The following is a 12999-nucleotide window of genomic DNA, read 5'->3' as shown; positions in this document are numbered from 1 at the left end:
CTCAGACCGTGGGAAGGTGGCCGGGATTGAGCAGGCCGAGCGGGTCGATGCCGCGGGCGGTGGCGCGGACGGTGTCCAGGCGCCGGTCGACGTACCAGTTGTGCACGTCGTGGACGCCGACGCCCTGGGCCTGGAGTGCCTCGATCCCGGCGTAGACGGTCTCCTCGTCCTGGTAGTCGGCCATCAGCATGCCGACCGTGCCGGTGCGCATGCCCTCCAGGTGGAGCAGGGTGCCGGGGAAGACGGCCTTGACGGCGGCGGGGTCGCCGAGGAGGACGTCACCGCGGATCTCCAGGTGGAAGCAGCCGGCCTTCGCCTTCATCAGGTGGTAGGTGGGGTGGTTGAAGGACAGCGAGCTGACCAGCGCGGGGCCGTGTGGGGCGGGGCGGACCTCCAGGACGCGTCCGCCATGGCCCTCGACGACGGCGCGGGCGTCGTCGACGGCCTCCTCCTCGACGATGGCGCGCAGGCTCAGCGCGGCCGGGTCCAGTGCCGTGTCCGGTGTGAACGTCTCGACGAGGCCGGGTTCGTCGAGCGACACCAGACGCGGGGCGGGTTCCAGGCGGACGAGGTCGGTGAGCGCCGCGGTGGCCGCCGCCCAGGTGTCGAAGGCGGTGAACAGGCCGGTCCACACCCGGGCCGGCTGGAGGGCGACCGTGGCGGTGGCGATGATGCCGGTGGTGCCGTAGGCGTGCAGGTACGGCAGGCAGTCGGCGCCCCGGGCGGTGAGAGGGGCGGCGTCCGCCGTGCACGGGACGACGGTCACCTCCCGTACGAAGCCGTCGGCGTTGGTGCCGTGCACCAGGGAGCCGGTGCCGCCGCTGCCGCCGGAGAGGAAGCCGCCGAGCGTGGTGCCGAAGGTGGAGGGGAACATCCACAGCTCCTGGCCGAGCGTACGGGCGTGCGCCTCCAGGTCGGACATCTTCGCCCCGGCCTCGGCGGCGATCCAGCCGTCGCCCGCGTCGAGGATGCGGTCGCAGCCGTTGAGGTCCAGGACGGCGCCGCCGTGCAGCGGGATCGCCTGGCCGTAGTTGCCGGTGCCCTTGCCCCGTGGGGTGACGGGGACCTGGTGGCGGTGGGCGAGGGCGAGGACGGCCGGCAGCTGGTCGTGGGCGGTGGGGCGCAGCACGGCCTCGGCGCGTCCGGCGGTGGGCAGTTTGGCCGTCAGGATCGGGGACATGTGGGCCCAGTCACGCGAGGCCTTGTCCAGCGTGGCGTCGTCCCGGACGACCGCGTCCGCGCCGAGCAGGGCGGACGCCTCGGCGCAGAACGCCTCGAGGCCGGGGGTGGCGGTGTTCCCCGTGGCCACCCCGGGTCGCGTTCCGTCGGCGACGAGCTCGGTGAGCCGGCGCAGTTCGGCGGCGGGGAGCATGGAAGTGGTGGGCTCGCTGGTCATGAGGTCTTCATCCCGATGGAGGTGTCGATGAACTCGTTGGTGGCCAGCCGGTCCGCGGTGAGGTCGGCGGGCACCTTGGCGCCGCTGTCGGTGAGCAGCGGCCTGAAGGTGGTGAGCGTGTCCTTGACCCGGGCCATGTCGAATCCGCCCACGCTGCCGTCGGCTCCGTTGCCGAGGAGACCGAGCTTCACCATCTGCCCGGCGGCGTAGGTTCCGGTGTCCTTGGAGTAGACCCAGCTGGTGTTGTACTGCGTCACCAGGTCGTTGATGACGTCCAGGGCGTGGTCGGGCTTCGCGGCGAAGCCCGCGGTTGACTTCTGGATGATCGGCACCAGCTTCTTCAGACAAGGGGTGAGCTTCGTCAGCTCACCGCTGCGGACGGACAGCGGCTCCGGGTACACGGAGTAGCCGACGTCCGACAGCAGCTGGTACCTGACCGGCTTGCCCCAGGCCTTCACCTCGTGCTGGTAGATGTACGGCTCGGCGGTGGCGAACCCCTGCATGGCGATCTTCGGATCGGAGACGAATCGGGACGGCGACCCGTCGTAACTGCTGTCCACCTGGTTCTTCTTGATGAGTCCCTTGTCGACGAGCAGCTCCGCGTACGTGGCGCCCTCGCTGGTGATGATCTTGGCGTCGCTCTTGCCGATGTCCGCGATCGTCTTCCAGTCCGGGTGGGTCTTCGGATCCCACATCAGCATCTGCGGGCTCTTCCTCATCAGCGACGCCACCGCGGTCACGGGCTGCTTGGCGGCGGCGGCGATGGCGTCGTCCGTGGTGACCGTGCCCAGGGTGATGGACTTGTCGACGTACATCTGTGAGGGAACGCTCTGGAAGCCGATCGCCCCGCCCCCTGCCCGGACCTGGATCTTCACGCCGGTGTCGGCGCCGTCGACGACGAGCGGTCCGGTGACCCGCTTCTTGTCCGTGTCCACGGTGTAGCCGGGGCCGACCAGGTTGTACACCGGGCCGTGCTCGGCCTCGGGCTCCCAGTCGATCTGGACGACGACGGTCTTGGGGCAGACCCCCGAGAGCCGCTCCGCGCTCGGTGCGGCCGTCAGTTTCTCGGCGGAGCCGGCGGTGGTGGTCTCGGAACCGGCGCCGCAAGCGCTCAGGGACACGAGAACGAACAGGGAGGAAACGTACGCGGTACAGGCGCGTCTGCTGAATGCGGGCATGGCGGACTCCAGGGAGGGCGAGCGGAGAAGGACGGGAGGGTGAGAAATCAGTGCGGGAGGTGCGGTGCCGTCAGCGGCCGTCGGAGGCCGAGGCGTGCCAGGACCCGACGCAAATCCGGCCGAGGAGGGTGAAGAGGGCGAAGACGGTAACGCCGAAGAGGGAGGCGAGCAGGATCGCCGCGAAGAGGTCCTCGGACTGCAGGCGTGCGCGGTAGACGTCGAGCAGTGTGCCGATGCCGGGGCTGCCCTGTTTGAAGAACATGTCGCCGACGATGGCGCCGATCACGGACAGGCCCGAGGAAGTGCGCAGCCCGGTGAAGATCGCCGGGAGGGCGGCGGGCAGTTCGAGCTTGCGCAGGCGCGCCCAGCGGCTCGCCTTCTGCAGGGTGAACAGGTCGTGGTGGGCCTGGTCCACGGACTGGAGTCCGAAGAGGGTGTTGCTGATCATCGGGAAGAGGGCGATCAGCACGCACACGATGACCCGGCTGGTGAAGCCGAAGCCGAACCACATACCGAGCAGCGGTACGAGTGCGAGGATCGGCACGGTCTGCAGGACGACGGCGTACGGGTAGATGAGCCCTTCCAGGAGCCGGCCCCTGCTCATCAGGACGGCCGTGCCGATGCCGGCGAACGTCGCGATGAGCAGACCGACCAGGGCGATCTGGGCTGTCAGTCCCAGTGCCTGGAGCATCGGCTGGAGGTGCGTCCAGTCCAGGAAGGAGGTGGTGAGCACCTGGTGGGGCGGCGGCACGAGGAAGCGTCGGTCGGGTGAGAGGGCGAGGTAGCTGACGGCGTACCAGACGCCGACGGCCAGGGCGAAGGAAGCGAGCGGGACCAGCCGGGCGAGCCGACGCCCGCGTCGGCGGGCGCGATCGGCGGGAGGCGCCTGGCGGGCGGTGGCGGCCGGTACGGTGCCGGCGGTGGAGGCGGGGACGGTCACGGGGCATCTCCTCGCAGCGCGGCGGACACCTCGCCGACGGTCCGCGCGAACTCGGGGGAGTAGCGCAGCTCGGCCGGGCGGGGGTACGGGAAGGGGACGTCGAAGACGGTGGTGATCCGGCCCGGCCGCGGGGACATCACGACCACCCGGGTCGCCAGGAAGACCGCCTCGGAGACGGAGTGGGTGATGAACAGGCCGGCGAAGCCCTGTTCGGCGAAGAGGCGCTGGAGCTCCTCCTGCATCCGCAGCCGGGTCATCTCGTCCAGGGCGCCGAACGGCTCGTCGAAGAGGAACAGCGACGGGCTCATCATCAGGGCGCGGGCCAGCGAGACGCGCATGCGCATCCCGCCCGAGAGGTGGCTCGGCAGCTGTTTCTCGAAGCCGTCCAGACCGACGAGACGCAGCGCCTGAAGCGCTGTCGCGCGCCGTTCGGCACGGTCGGTCCCGGCGAGTTCGGCCGGTAGCTCGACGTTGGCCAGGACACTGCGCCAGGGCAGCAGGGTGGCGTCCTGGAAGACGTAACCGACGGAACCCCCTTCCGTCCGGACGGTCCCGGCGGTCGGGCTGTCAAGACCGGAGGCCAGCCGCAGCAGGGTGGACTTGCCGCAGCCGGAGGGGCCGACCACCGCGACCAACTCGCCCGGTGCCACGGACAGTGTCACGTCCGCCAGGGCTGTCGTTCCGCTGGGAAAGTGCTTGTGGACGCCGTCGAAGGTCAGCGCCGTATTCTGTGCGACCGGCACGCGTTGCTCCTCACCAGGTGGCGGCAGTGAATGTTGATAGCATGAACATTGATTGTTTCCGCCCCATATCGGCGCGGTGTACGTCTCGGTGGGTCAGAACAGTTCGCGAAGGACGGTGGTACGGCTGACCACACGCCCGGCTCTGATGACCAGGCGGTCGGGGCTCGCCGTTCCCAGTACTTCCGAGAGCGACGTGCCGCGCACGGCGAGCAGATCGGCGACGGCACCCTCGTACGGCCCGGCCGCCGGCAGTCCGAGCACCGATCTGGCTCCGGCGGTCACGGCGTGCACGGCCTCGGACGGGGTCAGATGGCCGGACGCCACGAGAAGCGCGGCGGTTTCGAGCGGATCGCCCCGGCCCACGGGGTTGAACGGGTCGCGGACGTTGTCACCGCCGGCCGCCAAGCGGACGCCCGCGTCGAGCAGGGCGCGCACTGCCGTCAGCCCGCGCGGTGTCGACGACGGATGCCCGCGGCCCTGGAGATAGAGGTTGGTCAGGGGAAGGGTCACCACTCCGATGCCCGCCTCGGCGGTCTCCTCGGCCACCCGGGCGGCCTCCTCCGGCTCCATGGCGCCCAGGCTCACGCAGTGCCCGGCGGTCACCGGCCCGGTGAAGCCGTGGCGGCGGACCGCGGCCGCGAGCAGCCGCAGATCCTGGGAGGCCGGGTCAAGGTTCTCGTCGGCGTGCAGGTCGAGCCCGACGCCGCACTCGGCGGCCAGCGCCACCGCACGCTCGACGGCGGCAGCTGGGTCGGGGGACAGATGGGGGCAGCCGCCCAGCAGGTCGGCTCCCATGGCGAGGGCCTCGCGCAGCAGCGGCTCGGGCGCGTCGACGTGCAGGACGGAGACCTGCAGCGTCACCCGACCGCGCACTTCCTCGCGCAGCCGCAGCAGGGCGCGCAGTCCGCGCAGCGGGTCGTCGCCGGGCAGGATGTCGGCGTGGGTGCGGACGGCGGTGGCGCCGTTCGCCACCAACTGCTCCAGCGCCCGCCGGGCGCGGGAGCCGACGTCGCGTTCGTCGACCTTCTCGGCGTACGCCCGCCAGGCGGCCACGGCCGACGGCAGGTCGCAGGGCGGGGCTCCGACGAGGTCCCAGGTCAGAGCCTTGTCGAGGTGGGCGTGGGGTTCGGTAAGGGCGGGCAGCAGAAGGTGTCCGGACAGGTCGAGTTCGGCCGGCCCGGCGGGGATTGTGCCGGCCGGGGCGACGCGGCGTACCAGGCCGCCTTCCAGCAGCAGGTCGCGGACGGGACCGCCGGGGACCCGCGCGCCGCGCAGCAGCAGGGGCGAGATCATGGGCGCACCGCGGGCGGTTCGTCGAAGGCGGTGAGGACCGCGAAGCCGTCGAAGTCGTGGCGCCATACGGCGGTGCCGAACATGTCGGCCGACCGCGAAGGGCGGGTGTCGTTGTCGCGCACCCGCTCGAAGGCGTCCGCGACCCGGGAGACGAAGTCCGCGGTCTCCCGGTGGCGCAGGTTGTGCCCGAGCAGCGCGGTGGTGACAGGCAGTCCGGCCAGTCGCCGGGTGGAGCCGGCGAACGCGGGCAGGTCGGCGCCCGGGACATGGGCGAAGAAGGTGCCGCTGATCAGGGTGTCCCCGGCGAGCAGCAGTCCGGTCTCCGCTTCCCACAGGCAGATGCCGTCCGGTGAGTGTCCGGGGGTGTGCAGGACGTGCAGCCGGCGCCCGCCGAGGTCGATCACGTCGCCCTCGTGCAGCAGGCGGGTGGGGCGAACGGCCTCGATCCTCCAGTGTTCCAGCTCGGGAACCGGGCGGACCTCGATGCGGGAGTCGGTGAGGAAGAAGGCGTCCGAGTCCGCAGCGTGGAAGACCTCGTACCGCTCGCGCAGGCCGCGTGCGATGTGTGCGTACGACTCCAGCCACTCGCGCGGGGCCGGTGAGCCGTGCAGTTCGGCGCCGGCGGCGTGGACCGCGAACTCCTCGGCCTCGCCGGACAGGGAGGCGTTGCCGCCCCGGTGGTCGTAGTGGTGGTGCGAGTTGACCACCAGCAGGGGCAGTCCCGTCAGTGCGCGGACCTCGCGGCCGATGTCGGCGATGCCCATGCCGGTGTCGTAGAGCAGGGCGAACGAGTCACCCAGGACCAGGTAGCTGTTGACGTGCCCGGGTTCGGCGAGGAGGTGCACGCCCGGTCCGGTCTCCCGTACCGAGAACCAGCCGGGGCGGATCACGAGCCCGCGCCGAACTCAGCCGGGTGGCGGAGAGGGTGGTAGTCGCGCCCCAGGTAGACCAGCGAACCGGCGCCATGGCCCAGGCCCGGGAGCACCTTCTCGACCAGGCCGATGATCAGCCGGTGGTCGCCCGCCGGGACGTCCTGCTCCACCCGGCAGACCATCATGTGGGAACTGTGTCCGCCGAGCAGCGGCAGGTCGTCGGCCTGCTCCCAGTCGAGATCCCCGAACCGGTCGGCCCCGGAGTCGGCGAACCGGCGCGAGACGTCTTCGCCGCCCGCATGCAGGACGTTCAGGGCGAACCTCCCCGACTCCAGCAGGAACGGCAGCGTACGACTGTGCCGGCCCACTCCGATCGCCAGCAACCGCGGGTCCCTGCTCAGGCTCATCACGGCGGTACTGGTGAATCCGGCCGGACGGCCGTCGGGAGTTGTCGTGGTGACGACGCACACGCCGCCGGCCAAGGCCGACATGGCGTCGAGGAAGGCCGCGTCGGAATGAGGGGCGAGGGTTTGGTCTGGGCTGGCCGCAGGCATACGGGCTCCGGGGGCGTCGGGTGAGGAGAGGGATGGCCACGAACGAAGGTAATGTTCGTGCCATCAACATTCAGCATAGGGAGGTGCTTGTTTCACAGGGGTAAAACCTCCCCGCTCCCCACCTCGACCGCCCGCCGACCGAGCCGGCCGAGTCCATCGAGCCGGCCGAGCCCTTTAGGATCCACCCATGCCAGAGCTGACCACCTCGGACTCCTCCTCCCCACGCACCGGCGCGGACGCGTCGGGCGACACGGCTCCGGAAGGCGGCCCGAGCGACGCCGCCCTGCAGACCGAACTCGGCGCCGTCATCCGGCGCGTGCGCAAGGAGCGCGGACTGACCCTGGTCCAGCTCGCCAGGCTCGCGGAACTCTCACACCCCTTCCTGAGCCAGCTCGAACGGGGCCTGACCCGGCCCAGCATGTCCTCGCTGCACCGCATCGCCCGCGCCCTCGGTACCACCCAGCAGGCACTGTTCGTCCAGGCAGTGGCACCGGCCGCCCCCGGCACCGCGATCCGAGTGACGCGCGCCGGGGACGAGGACGGGGTGGCGGTGTCGAAGGACGGTGGCGTCGCCCGCATGCTCGGCACCGCTCCGCTGCGCCTCCACCCGGTCGAATACCGCGGAATGCACCCGGACTTCCAGGACTACTACGAGCACCCCGGCGACGAGTTTCTCTACGTCGTGGACGGCGAGATAGAGATCGACATCCAGGCCCCGGACGGTCGCCGGGTCGAGCGCCTGGGCCCCGGCGACAGTCTCACCTACCCCGGCGGCACACCACACCGTTGGCGTGCCCTCGGTGACCGTGACCGCGTCCGTATTCTCGCGGTCCAGAACGCACCAGGTGCTGAAGGCGGCCAGCCCACCTGCCAGGACGCGGAAACACTCCCGCACGGCGAGTGACCAGCCGTACTGCTGTTCAGGCCGAGCCGTCCTCGGGCGATCTCGCGGCAGGCGTGGAGTCCGTGGCGCGGAGGGGCGGCCGAGGTCGCTGCGCACCAGTTCGACGGACTTGGCGTCGGTGGCAGTTCGAACGAATCCGACCTGCACGGATGAGCAGTTTCGCAGGGGGAGAGATCCGCCGCACGCGGGTGCCGGCCCCCCTGCCGATCCAGCCGTCCGCTCAGGAAGCCGCCGACGGCCGGCCGGAGGGTGAGGGCTGCTCCCCTTCGCGCGCATCGCCTCCGAGCGCGCCGGTTCGGTGGAGATCCCCGGCTCGGGGCAGACCTGCTTGACCATGACCGGCCTGGCCCCCCGCCGTACCACGTCCATGATCCGCTGGCAGTCCTCGGGCAGGACCGTCTCATCGGCGGCGCCTTCGCGCGGCGGCACCAGCGGCACGACACAGCCCGCGCCCTGCCCGGGGCCGGCGCGGGCGCCCTCTCTTCCGCCTCGGCGTGCAGCTGCTCGGCCGGCTGACGCGCGACCCGCTCGGCGGCCGCGAGTTCCTCCAGCTCGTCGCGCACCTCCTGAAGCTGCCCGCCCAACTTCTCTGCCGGCAGATCGAGTTCGGCTCTGCGGGCCATGATCAGGGCGCGAAATTCCGGTGCGGTGTCGTGGGTCACCTGGCGTACCTCCCGTCCGGATCGTGGGGAGCTGCCATATCCGCGTGCAAGCATCCACGGATCCGTGATCACCGCCGAGGCAGACGATCTTGAGGTCTGACAACTGCCCACGGCCGACACGAGTACATGATCAACGACTCATACCGGCCCCGTGACCAGACACTTCAGATCGGTGGATCTTCAATCCGCCTCCCGTATGCGACGGGTGGCACTGAAACTGCCGCAGCCGAGGGGCTCTACGGCGGTGCCGTCGGGGAAGACGATGCGTGCGGTGGTGGCCGGCGGGACGTCGACCGTGATGGTCAGCAGGTCTCCGTCCGTCCGCCACTCGACGGCGATCGTGCCCTGCGGGGACTCGTGGGTGCCCCGGGCCCAGGGAACGGACGGGTGCGGGACGGGCGCGGCCTCGAAGGACTCCCAGGCGATCGATCCCGGCGTCTGCCGTAGTCCCAGCACGTGGGTGTGCAGGAAGCGGATCACCGCGCCCTTGCTGTAGTGGTTCAGGGATTCGTGGGCGGTGCCGGTCTCGTCGACGCCCTCCCAGTCCTCCCAGACGGTGGTCGCGCCCCGGTCGAGCATGTACAGCCAGGAGGGCGCGGTGCGCTGGAGGAGCAACTCGTAGGCGATGTCGGGGTGTCCGGTGTCGGCGAGGACCGGCAGCAGATCGCCGGTCGCGAGGAACCCGGTGGTGAGGTGGGTGCCGGCCGCGCGGATCAGCTCGACCAGCCGCGCGGCGGCGGCTTCGCGCAGCGCGTCGGGCACCAGTCGGAGGTCCAGCGCGCGCACATAGCCGGCCTGGGTGTCGCCGGTGGTACGTCCGTCGGGGGAGAGGAACTCGGTGCGCCAGGCGTCGCGGATCCGCTCGGCGGTCGCGGCGTAGCGGTCCGCGTCCTCGGTGCGGTCCAGAACGCGCGCGATGCGGGCGAGGGTCGCCGTCGAGCGGTACAGGAACGCCGTGCCGATCTCACCCTTGTCCGCCATGAACCAGGCGACGGGGTCGTTCTGGACGGGGTCGATGCGCGTGCCGTCGGCCGCCTTCTTCTTCGGCTCGGTCCACTCGCCCCAGTGGAAGGAGCCGTCCCAGAGGTACTGTTCGTGCGGCAGCGGCTCGGGCGAGCGTTCGACGCGGGTGTGGTGGCGGGCGGTGCGGGCGGTGTCGAGGGCCCAATCCACCCAGCGGACCATCGCCCCCCAGTTCTCGGCGAGCACCTCCTGGTCGCCGTACGACTCGTAGAGCTCCCACGGGACGGCGACGACGGCATCCCCCCAGCCCGCCGAGCCGGTCATCATGGCGAACTGGTCGTCGAGGTGGTGTTTGATACGGCGTCCGTCGGGCGAGAAGTTGGCGATCCGGCCGTCGGGCAGCTGGTCGTCGCGGACGGAGCGCAGCCACTTGCGGCTGAAACCCAGGACGTCGTACAGGCGCGTCGCGGTGGGGGCGAAGAGCTGGTAGTCGCCGGTCCAGGCGAGCCGTTCGCGGGTGGGGCAGTCGGTCGGCACGTCGACGGCGTTGCCGCGGAAGCTCCAGTCGGCGATGTCGTGGAGGCGGCCGAGGTCTTCGTGGCCGCAGGCGAAGGTGCCGGTACGGCGCAGGTCGGAGTGGACGACCCGCATGACGAGGCTCGCCTGGTCGAGTGGGGCACCGTCGCGGCGGAGGCGGGCGTAGCGGAAACCGTGCACGGTGTGGCGCGGCTCGAACGTCTCGCCGCCGCCCGAGGACACGGCCTCGTCGCGCTGCACGAACGGGATCGGCGCCTGTCCCGGCCGGCTCGCGTCCAGGTGAGTGGTTGTCAGGTCGCCGTCGGCGCCCACGTGTTCGCCGTAGTCGATGACGGTACGGGTGCCGACCGGGCCGAGATCGCTGAGGCTGATCCAGCCGGAGGCGTTCTGGCCGAAGTCCGCGATCCACAGCTCGTCCTCCAGCTGCCGGACCGACCGGGCGGGGCGCGACTCCACGATCCGAACCGGCGGTCCCTCCGACCAGGTGATCGGGGGTGCCTCGACCTGGTCCACGAGAACGGGGTGTTCGACGCCTGGTCCGACCCGGAAGTCGGTGGTCTGTCCGTCCATGAGGTCGGCCCGGGTGATGGCCGACTCCGTGCTCGTCCACGTTCCGTCGGTGCGGACGACCCGTCGTGTGCCGTCCTCGTGCACGAGGTGTAGTTCGGCCCGCGCGCCGGGCATCGTGCCCCAGCCTGCCGGTTGGCGGAAGGCGCCCACCTGGCCCCGGTACCAGCCGTCGGACAGCAGGATCTCGATCCGATTGTCGCCCGTGACGACGGCGGCGGTGACGTCGTAGGCCTGGGCGTGGAGCGTACGGTCGTAGGAGGTGGACCCGGGCGAGAGTTCAGCGGTGCCGGACCGCTCGCCGTTGACGTACGCCTCGTACACGCCGAGTGCCGTCGCGTAGAGCCGTGCCGAGCGTACCCCGGTCGGCACGTGGAACCGGGCCGACAGCATGTACGCGGGCCGTCTGCCGTATCCGCGATCCGAGGCCCCGGCGGGACTGATCCAGTGTGCCTGCCAGTCGGTGTCCAGAAGACCGCTCTCGAACGCGTGCCACTGCGACCAGGGCGAGTCGCCGTCGGTGGCGGGCGCCCGGATCCGCCAGGCGACCCGGCGACCGCTGTCCAGCGGCGCCCAGGGCCAGGGGAGGAAACGGTGCTCGCCCACGGCGGTGGTAACGGTGGCCCGTGCTTCGCCGTCGACGGTGCACTGGACCTCGTACGCCACCGGGTGCGCTGTGTCGGACGGTGGCCTCCACGACAACCGGGGCGCGGGCCCTGACACGGGGAAGTCGTCTCCACCGCTGTCGATGGTCAGGTCGAACGGAGCGTTGCGCATGATGTGCCTTCTCGGAATTCGGAGGACGCTACTCGGGGCGACGGCCGGGAGGGGGCCTATCGGACCGACCTGATCTTGAACTTGACGATGAGGCCACCGACCAGGGCCAGGACCGCGCCGAGCAGGTAGAGCTGGGTGTAGTTCTTCTCACCGCCCGAGGTGACACCCAGGGTGATGACGAGCGGGGCGATCAGTGGGGCGACGGCGCTGGGAATCTTCTGCGCGAAGCCGACGACGGCGAGGTATCGGCCCGCCTGGGCCCGGTCCGGCAGGACCGCGAACACGATCGCCTGGTCGACGGCGCTGAACAGGGCGATGGCGAACTGCATCAGCACCGCGCCGACGACCAGTTGGGGCAGTGAGTGGGCGAACGCCTCGGTGACGGCCCCGGCGACGAACACCGTGGAGCCGATCAGCGTGAACAGCTTGCGCCGGCCGAGCTTGTCGGAGAGGAAGCCGCCCCCGATGGCGCCGCCCGCCGCGGCCACCACGCCGATGGTCCCGATGACCGCCACGATCCCGGCGACTTCCTTGACCGGCAGGTCGAGCCGTTGCGCATAGAAGAAGGTGCCGAAGGTGGTGTTGAAGTACAGGCCCATGAAGAAGACGAAGCGGCCGAGCCAGTTCCAGCCGAAGTCCGGGCACTTGCGTGGGTTGAAGCCGTAGCTGGCGACCATGCCCTTCAACGTCACACCGCCGCTGTGTACCAGCGCGCGGGAGTCGCCCTCGGGCTTGAGCACGGGGAAGAGCACCACCATGGCGGCACCCAGGACGCCCGGGACCAGGAACACCAGGAACGTGCTGGAGGCCACCGCGTAGGCGAGGCCGATGCCGAGCACCGGGGCGATCTGGGTCATGACGCTGGTCAGGGCGGAGATCCGGCCCCGCTGCTCCTCGGGCACCCGGTCCGCCTGGACGTTCTGGATCGCCTGCCCGGCGGTCGCCCAGCCGATCATGCCGACCACCCAGGCCAGGCCCAGCAGCAGGACCGACGGCGCGAGGGCGACCCCGACGAGCGCGGTGGTGCCGAGCAGGGCGCCGCCGATCATGAAGGGGGTACGACGGCCGAGCCGGGAGCGTGTGCGATCGCTCCACAGGCCGATCAGGGGGCTGAGGGCCAGGTAGACGAACTGCGCGGACCCGGTGACGTAGCCGAGCCGCTCCTCGTGCCCGGGTGCGAGGTCGTCGATGCGCACAGCGAGGGAGTAGGCGAGGGGGACCATCAGGGCCAGGGAGCCACCGAAGCTGGCGATCATCAGCCAGACGAGGTAGCCCCTGGTGACCCGCTGCAGCGGCGGCGCCTCGATCTCGGGTGGGGCGGGAGCCTGGTCGGCGTCCTGCGGTGAGGCTGTGGACGGGGGCAGCACCACCCTGACGTCCCGGTCGTCGTGAGGCATGGAGACTCCTTCGTCAACATGGTCGCAGGGCGCGGCGGCGGCTGCCGGGGGAGTACGGACAGGGTGGGCGGGCGCGCGGAACGGAGCTCGCCCGGGCTGGGTGCGCGAGCCGGACCCCCGGTCGCATGGCAACTGCCCTGGTGGAGCGGTAACTCCATCAGCTCCGCCGAGGAGCGATGGGAGCGGTGGAACGAAGCGGTCCTGGCTGCCGGGACG

General features: G+C 71.0%; 10 protein-coding genes. 1 reads left to right on the top strand and 9 read right to left on the bottom strand.

Annotation, left to right across the window (positions count from 1 at the left end; all coding sequences use genetic code 11):
• Nucleotide 1: 1 nt before the first annotated feature.
• The 7 genes from ACIRRY_RS14490 to ACIRRY_RS14460 all read right to left on the bottom strand — a co-directional run bounded on the left by ACIRRY_RS14490 (nt 2) and on the right by ACIRRY_RS14460 (nt 6976).
• Nucleotides 2–1396, bottom strand: a complete 1395-nt coding sequence (locus tag ACIRRY_RS14490; protein WP_403971994.1) for an FAD-binding oxidoreductase — start codon at nt 1394–1396, stop codon at nt 2–4.
• Complete coding sequence (locus tag ACIRRY_RS14485; protein ID WP_403971992.1) at nt 1393–2574, bottom strand: hypothetical protein; 1182 nt, start codon at nt 2572–2574, stop codon at nt 1393–1395. Before ACIRRY_RS14485 ends, ACIRRY_RS14490 begins: the two co-directional genes overlap by 4 nt.
• Nucleotides 2575–2644: 70 nt before the next feature.
• On the bottom strand, nt 2645–3514 hold the full coding sequence (locus ACIRRY_RS14480; RefSeq protein WP_403971990.1) for an ABC transporter permease: 870 nt from the start codon (nt 3512–3514) through the stop codon (nt 2645–2647).
• Complete coding sequence (locus ACIRRY_RS14475) at nt 3511–4257, bottom strand: ABC transporter ATP-binding protein (protein WP_403971988.1); 747 nt, start codon at nt 4255–4257, stop codon at nt 3511–3513. Before ACIRRY_RS14475 ends, ACIRRY_RS14480 begins: the two co-directional genes overlap by 4 nt.
• Nucleotides 4258–4350: 93 nt before the next feature.
• Complete coding sequence (locus tag ACIRRY_RS14470; protein ID WP_403971986.1) at nt 4351–5550, bottom strand: amidohydrolase family protein; 1200 nt, start codon at nt 5548–5550, stop codon at nt 4351–4353.
• A complete protein-coding gene (locus ACIRRY_RS14465) occupies nt 5547–6440 on the bottom strand; it encodes an MBL fold metallo-hydrolase (protein ID WP_403971984.1) in 894 nt (297 codons plus the stop codon). The genes ACIRRY_RS14470 and ACIRRY_RS14465 overlap by 4 nt, the downstream gene beginning before the upstream one ends.
• Entirely contained in the window at nt 6437–6976 is a 540-nt protein-coding gene (locus ACIRRY_RS14460; RefSeq protein WP_403971982.1) for a flavin reductase family protein, read from the bottom strand. Before ACIRRY_RS14460 ends, ACIRRY_RS14465 begins: the two co-directional genes overlap by 4 nt.
• 187 nt (nt 6977–7163) lie before the next feature.
• On the opposite strand from ACIRRY_RS14460, the gene ACIRRY_RS14455 reads away from it, so the two are divergent.
• The gene (locus ACIRRY_RS14455; protein WP_403971980.1) at nt 7164–7880 is read left to right on the top strand and encodes a helix-turn-helix domain-containing protein; all 717 of its coding nucleotides are present in this window, start codon (nt 7164–7166) and stop codon (nt 7878–7880) included.
• Nucleotides 7881–8722: 842 nt separating this feature from the next.
• Here the strand turns inward: ACIRRY_RS14455 and ACIRRY_RS14450 are convergent.
• Both ACIRRY_RS14450 and ACIRRY_RS14445 read right to left on the bottom strand, forming a co-directional pair.
• Complete coding sequence (locus ACIRRY_RS14450) at nt 8723–11386, bottom strand: family 78 glycoside hydrolase catalytic domain (RefSeq protein WP_403971978.1); 2664 nt, start codon at nt 11384–11386, stop codon at nt 8723–8725.
• A 56-nt stretch (nt 11387–11442) separates the two neighbouring features.
• Nucleotides 11443–12783 (bottom strand): MFS transporter, encoded by a 1341-nt coding sequence (locus tag ACIRRY_RS14445; RefSeq protein WP_403971976.1) that lies wholly within the window; start codon nt 12781–12783, stop codon nt 11443–11445.
• Nucleotides 12784–12999: the final 216 nt, after the last annotated feature.

The sequence above is a fragment of the Streptomyces sp. NPDC101776 genome (assembly GCF_044766845.1).
Classification (GTDB): Bacteria; Actinomycetota; Actinomycetes; order Streptomycetales; family Streptomycetaceae; genus Streptomyces.
Note: the sequence above shows the minus strand (reverse complement) of the source record. Positions and strands in the feature narration are given on the sequence as shown.

Bases quoted from the DNA above. Each gene is read 5' to 3' on its own strand.
- ACIRRY_RS14450 (WP_403971978.1), bottom strand. From the start codon at position 11,386: ATGCGCAACGCTCCGTTCGACCTGACCATCGACAGCGGTGGAGACGAC.
- ACIRRY_RS14485 (WP_403971992.1), bottom strand. From the start codon at position 2,574: ATGCCCGCATTCAGCAGACGCGCCTGTACCGCGTACGTTTCCTCCCTG.
- ACIRRY_RS14490 (WP_403971994.1), bottom strand. From the start codon at position 1,396: ATGACCAGCGAGCCCACCACTTCCATGCTCCCCGCCGCCGAACTGCGC.
- ACIRRY_RS14455 (WP_403971980.1), top strand. From the start codon at position 7,164: ATGCCAGAGCTGACCACCTCGGACTCCTCCTCCCCACGCACCGGCGCG.
- ACIRRY_RS14470 (WP_403971986.1), bottom strand. From the start codon at position 5,550: ATGATCTCGCCCCTGCTGCTGCGCGGCGCGCGGGTCCCCGGCGGTCCC.
- ACIRRY_RS14460 (WP_403971982.1), bottom strand. From the start codon at position 6,976: ATGCCTGCGGCCAGCCCAGACCAAACCCTCGCCCCTCATTCCGACGCG.
- ACIRRY_RS14445 (WP_403971976.1), bottom strand. From the start codon at position 12,783: ATGCCTCACGACGACCGGGACGTCAGGGTGGTGCTGCCCCCGTCCACA.